The organism is Actinomycetes bacterium, assembly GCA_035489715.1.
Classification (GTDB): domain Bacteria; phylum Actinomycetota; class Actinomycetes; order JACCUZ01; family JACCUZ01; genus DATHAP01.
The window spans coordinates 1-5,084 of the sequence record DATHAP010000217.1 but is presented as its reverse complement, the minus strand read 5'-3'; the positions used below and the strand labels follow the sequence as shown (position 1 = coordinate 5,084).

Genomic DNA, 5,084 nt, shown 5'->3' with positions numbered 1-5,084 from the left:
CGTCCTTGTGGAACACCCGCTGCCCGCAGCCGACCGCGCAGTAGGGGCAGACCGAGCGCGCGACCCCGTCGGCCTCCTCGGTGCGCGGGACGAGGGCGTCGGAGCGGACCGACATCGCTGCCGTGCCGCGGCCGAGCGGGTCGGGCCCGGTCAGCTGGCGGTAGACCGGCCAGCCTTCGATCCAGGTCCGGACGCCCATCGCTCCTGCTCGTGTCGTGGCTGGTTGCCCGTGGTCCGTGCGGCTCTGCCGTGGCCGGGGTACCCGCTTATCGTGACCCTAGACCCCGGTCGCCGGGGTACCCCCGGGAGGCGCGCATGGGCAGGGTGACGGTCCGCCGCCGGGTCGTCCGCTGGCGCGGCGACGGGCCCGACGCGTCGCGCACCGAGCGGGTCGACACCCTCGCCGCCGAGGAGCCCCTCGAGGTGCGGCGAGGCACCGAGGTGCTCACCGTGACCATGCGCACCCCCGGCGACGACCTCGACCTGGTGGCCGGCTGGCTGGTCGCCGAGGGACTGGTCCGCACGACCGACGACCTCGTCTCGGCGTCGTTCTGCCCCGGCCTCGACGGCGACGGCCACCAGACCTACAACGTGGTCGAGGTGGTGCTGTCCACCGGCGTCGGTGACGCGGCGACGCGACGGCGCAGCAACGCCGTCACCACGTCGGCCTGCGGGGTCTGCGGAGCCGCGTCGATCGGCGCGGTGCGGGTGCACTCGACCCACGACGTGTCGGCCGACCCGGTCCAGGTGCCGGTGGACGTGCTGCTCTCGCTGCCGGGCCGGCTGCGCTCAGCCCAGAAGGTCTTCGCCCGCACCGGCGGCCTGCACGCCGCGGGCCTCTTCACCGCGACCGGCGAGCCGGTCTGCGTGCGGGAGGACGTCGGGCGGCACAACGCCGTCGACAAGGTGGTGGGGTGGGCGCTGCGCGAGGGCCGGCTGCCGCTGCGTGGCCACGTGCTGCAGGTGAGCGGACGAGCATCCTTCGAGCTGGTCCAGAAGGCCGCGCTGGCGGGTCTGCCCGTCCTGTCGGCGGTGTCCGCGCCGTCCAGCCTGGCGGTGCAGGTGGCCGACGAGGTCGGCCTGACGCTCGCCGGCTTCGTCCGACCGGGAGGGCTCAACCTCTACGCACGGCCCGAGCGCGTGCCAGCTCCGTCGGGTCGTTGACGTTGAGCACCGAGTGCAGGAGCGGGTCGGCAGCGGCGACCGCGGGGTCGGCGAGCAGCCGGCTCTCGTCCAGCAGCAGGTGCCGCCGCGAGGCCACGAAGTCGGTCACCCTCCGGCGTCCTGAGCGCACCGCCTCACGGGCCTCGTCGGCGACGCCGGTGCAGTAGGCCGCGGCCAGCGGGTGCCACGAGCCGCCGACGACCGGCAGCGCGACGTCGACCGGGTCGGCGCCGGGGTCACGCAGGGCAGCGACCAGGCGACGTACGAACGCCGGGTGCAGCAGCGGCAGGTCCGTGGCGCAAACGAACGCGACCTCTGCCACCCGCCCCACGGCGGCCAACCCGACGGCCACGCCGAGCAGCGGTCCCTGACCCGGCTCGGGGTCGTCGACCACCTGGACGTCCTCCGGCAGCGGTGGCAGCGACTGGTCCGGCGACGACCGGACGACCAGCACCGGGCCCTCGATGCAGCCGGCGAGCAGGGTGCATGTGTGGGCGAGCAGCGGCTGTCCCTCCCAGTCCAGCCAGGCCTTGTCCTCGCCCATCCGGGCCGACCTGCCCCCGGCCAGCACCACCGCGCCGACGCCGGACCCGCCCACGGCCCGAGCGTAGGCGGCTGCTGGCTGAACATCGATTGGCCTGCGGTAATTGGCTCGCCAGGATGCGCGGACGGGCGTTCCATGGCGGTGTGCAGCTCACCCGTCCGGCGCTCCGCCGCCTCGACCCCCAGGCCCTCGACCCGGTCGACCTGGCCGGCGGCCTGGCCGTCTACGAAGCCGCCCGCCGAGTCGACTACCCGCACATGCTGCCCCGCACCGCGCAGGCCTGGACCGCCGACCTGGTGCTGGGGTGGGACGGCGAGCCGCCCACCGCCTACGTCCAGCGGGACGGCCGCGGCCGCGCGGTCGGCGTCCTCGAGGTCTACCTCCCTGAGCGGGACAACCGCCACCTCGCCATGCTCGACGTGACGGTCCATCCGGCGGTACGTCGTCAAAGGCTCGGCCGGGAGCTCCTCGAGGCCGGGCTCGACCGGGCCAGGGCAGCCTCTCGCGGCACCGTCTGGGTCGAGGGGTTCGACACTGCGGCGGCTCGCGGCTTCGCGGCGCGTCACGACCTGCAGCCGGCGATCGTCGAGGTCAATCGCCGGCAGATGATGCACGACGTCGACCACGACGACGTCGCAGCCGTCGTCGCCGACGCGACGGAGCACGCGACGGACTACGAGCTGCTGCGGGTGACCGGGCCGGTGCCGGCGGACCTGATGGACCAGATGGTGGTGCTCGTCGCCGCCATCAACGACGCACCGATGGACGACCTCGAGTTCGAGGACGAGGTGTTCAGTTCCGACCGGCTGCGAGCCTTCGACGCCGGACAGGTGGCCAAGGGCGGCCGCCTCTACCGGCTGGTCGCCCGGCACCGCGCGACCGGTGTGCTCGCCGGGCACACCGTGGTGGCGGTCGACGAGGACCGGCCATGGCACGCCGGGCAGCTGGACACCAGCGTCCTGGCGGCGCACCGCGGGCACCGTCTGGGCCTTCTGCTCAAGGGCTCGATGGTCCAGTGGCTGGCGCAGACCGAGCCGCAGCTGCTCGAGGTCGACACCTGGAACGCCGCGTCCAACGCGCACATGATCGCCGTCAACGAGCGGCTCGGCTACCAGGTCGTGGCGACGGCCACCTGCTACCAGACCCACGTCTGACCGACGCCGGCCCGACGCACCGCCCGACCCCTCACGCCTCGTCGCGAGCGCTGCAGACGCGCGCCGAACACGTGGGCGTGTCGCGCGTGCTTCCGCAGCGCTCGGCGGCCTTCGGCTCGACGCGCCGCCGGTTGGGCTGTCAGGGTGCGCAGCGTGGGACGTCTGGACCGGGTCGACCTGACCCTTGCGCTGTCCAAGAAGGACGAGGCCGAGCAGCTGGCGCAGCAGCAGGAGCGGCTGCTGCGCCTACGGCTGACGCTGGGGGGTCAGATCGGCGGGCGCATCGGCCCTCCCCTGTGCGTCGTCTTCGAGGGTTGGGACGCCTCCGGCAAGGGCGGCGCCATCAAGCGACTGGTCGACCACCTCGACCCGCGGCACGTGCGGGTCGCGCAGTTCGCGGCACCCACCCACGACGAGAAGCGGCACCACTTCCTGTGGCGGTTCTGGCCGGTGCTGCCCGGGCACGGGGGCATGGCGGTGCTCGACCGGTCCTGGTATGGCCGAGTCCTCGTCGAGCGGGTCGAAGGCTTCGCAACAGTCGAGCAGTGGAGCCGCGCCTACGACGAGATCGTCGACTTCGAGCGCACGCTGACGGCCGAGGGCATGATCCTGGTGAAGTTCTGGTTGCACCTGACCCAGGTGGAGCAGCAACGGCGCTTCGACCGCCGCAAGGACGACCCGTTGAAGTCCTGGAAGCTCACCGACGAGGACTGGCGCAACCGGGAGAAGCACGCGGCGTACGTCGAAGCCGTCGAGGACATGCTCGAGCGCACCGACCATCCGGCGGCTCCTTGGCACGTGGTCCCGGCCGAGGACAAGAGGTACGCCCGCGTCCACGTCGTCCGGCACGTCGCCGACGCCATCGAGTCGGCCGGAGTCGAGGCCCCGTAGCGCTGGGCCCGGGGTGCCCTACCTACGTCGGGTCGTCGTGGGCCTGTAGCCGCCGGAGGTCATCGCGGTCCGCTGCCGCCTCGTCACGATCCCTTGCAGCCCACTCCTGGTCGAGTGCGACAAGATCGCGGTCCGCCTGATCGGCGTGGGCGTCAACTCTGGAGCGCGCGCGCCGCGCCTCGGCGGCCGCTTCGCGGGCACGCACCGCGGCCGCCCGAACTTCGGCGGCGCGGTCACGCAGATCAGCTGCCCGAAGCAGCTCCTCCAGCTCGTCGGCGCTCTCGCGGACGTGTGCTTCTGCTTCCGTCAAGGCAGCCGAGCGCGTCCACAAGGCCGCTTCACGCACGTCTGCCTGGGTCTCGCGCTCGTCCAGCAGCACTCGACGGGCCTCCGCCAGGGCAGCTTCCGCCTCGAGTGCCTCTGCGGCGGCTGGCACACCGGGCTCCACGGTCATGGCAGAGACACTACGGGCCGCTGTCGGAACCGGCGACACCTGACCGCGGGCCGACGACAACGCCCCCGGCGACCATCTTCGAGCCCCCAGCGCCCCTCTGCATCTCGCCGCGCCGCAGAACGCCCTCCGCCCCTTGGCAATCAGATGTTTGACCGGCCGCGTAGCGGCAACCTCTAGGCCGCGTCCAGAACCGGCGCACTCCCATCCACGGCACCCCCTGATCGGGGGCCGTCCCTGCACGGAGTGGCCGCCTTCGGCCACTCTCCTGGCCACAAGGAGAGCACCCATGTCCACCTACGGGGAGACCGGCAACCGCACCGGCCGCGACTTCAGCACCACCGGCACCACCCGGCGCGACACCGTCGAGACGAAGCCCGCCTTCAAGACCACCGAACTGGCGGTCTGGGCCCTCACCGTCATCGGGGTCCTGGTCGCCGCAGCAGTGACAGAGAACCTCGACGGCCACGACGCGTGGAAGTACGTCACCTGGCTGTCCATCGGCTACATGATCAGCCGCGGGCTGGCCAAGGCCGGCAGCTACGCCAAGGACAACGACCCCCGCACCGCCGACACCAGCAACGGCCACCGGCACGACCGGTAGCCGTTGCTGCGTCGCACACAGTCCCAGGTGCGCCCCCTCGGGGGCGCACCTGGCTGCGTCGCCATGATCTGTTCCCACTGGGCTCGATACGGCTGCAACAGCGCGAGGCAGCCAACGCCGTCGGACGTGCACCGCGATGGTGAGTGGAGCGGGTGGCTACACGCATGATTCACAGACGCCGGAGGCGGCCCGACCCCGAAGAGCCGAACCGCCTCTGACCTGCGACCTTCTCGGTCGGGACGACAGGATTTGAACCTGCGACCCCTTGACCCCCAG

General features: G+C 72.5%; 7 protein-coding genes. 4 read left to right on the top strand and 3 right to left on the bottom strand.

Annotation, left to right across the window (positions count from 1 at the left end; all coding sequences use genetic code 11):
• Positions 1-199, bottom strand: a 199-nt coding sequence (locus VK640_17215; protein HTE74919.1) for a hypothetical protein, incomplete at its 3' end; no start/stop codon positions are given.
• Between the two features lie 116 nt (positions 200-315).
• On the opposite strand from VK640_17215, the gene fdhD reads away from it, so the two are divergent.
• Positions 316-1,164, top strand: a complete 849-nt coding sequence (gene fdhD / locus VK640_17210) for a formate dehydrogenase accessory sulfurtransferase FdhD (GenBank protein ID HTE74918.1) — start codon at positions 316-318, stop codon at positions 1,162-1,164.
• Here the strand turns inward: fdhD and VK640_17205 are convergent.
• Positions 1,115-1,762: a molybdenum cofactor guanylyltransferase gene (locus VK640_17205; protein HTE74917.1), complete on the bottom strand. Its 648-nt coding sequence runs from the start codon at positions 1,760-1,762 to the stop codon at positions 1,115-1,117. The two genes, fdhD and VK640_17205, sit on opposite strands and share 50 nt — an antisense overlap.
• Before the next feature lie 62 nt (positions 1,763-1,824).
• Between VK640_17205 and VK640_17200 the strand changes: the two genes are divergently transcribed.
• Together VK640_17200 and VK640_17195 are read left to right on the top strand one after the other, a co-directional pair.
• On the top strand, positions 1,825-2,862 hold the full coding sequence (locus tag VK640_17200; GenBank protein ID HTE74916.1) for a GNAT family N-acetyltransferase: 1,038 nt from the start codon (positions 1,825-1,827) through the stop codon (positions 2,860-2,862).
• A 153-nt stretch (positions 2,863-3,015) separates the two neighbouring features.
• Positions 3,016-3,753: a UDP-galactose-lipid carrier transferase gene (locus tag VK640_17195; protein HTE74915.1), complete on the top strand. Its 738-nt coding sequence runs from the start codon at positions 3,016-3,018 to the stop codon at positions 3,751-3,753.
• Positions 3,754-3,775: 22 nt separating this feature from the next.
• On the opposite strand, the gene VK640_17190 is transcribed toward VK640_17195, so the two are convergent.
• Entirely contained in the window at positions 3,776-4,207 is a 432-nt protein-coding gene (locus VK640_17190) for a hypothetical protein (GenBank protein ID HTE74914.1), read from the bottom strand.
• Between the two features lie 286 nt (positions 4,208-4,493).
• On the opposite strand from VK640_17190, the gene VK640_17185 reads away from it, so the two are divergent.
• Positions 4,494-4,808 (top strand): hypothetical protein, encoded by a 315-nt coding sequence (locus VK640_17185; GenBank protein HTE74913.1) that lies wholly within the window; start codon positions 4,494-4,496, stop codon positions 4,806-4,808.
• The last annotated feature ends 276 nt before the right edge of the window (positions 4,809-5,084 follow it).

What these genes read in the sequence shown, in the direction of transcription:
- VK640_17190 (HTE74914.1), bottom strand. Translation starts at nt 4,207, where the DNA reads ATGACCGTGGAGCCCGGTGTGCCAGCCGCCGCAGAGGCACTCGAGGCG.
- fdhD (HTE74918.1), top strand. Translation starts at nt 316, where the DNA reads ATGGGCAGGGTGACGGTCCGCCGCCGGGTCGTCCGCTGGCGCGGCGAC.
- VK640_17200 (HTE74916.1), top strand. Translation starts at nt 1,825, where the DNA reads ATGCGCGGACGGGCGTTCCATGGCGGTGTGCAGCTCACCCGTCCGGCG.
- VK640_17185 (HTE74913.1), top strand. Translation starts at nt 4,494, where the DNA reads ATGTCCACCTACGGGGAGACCGGCAACCGCACCGGCCGCGACTTCAGC.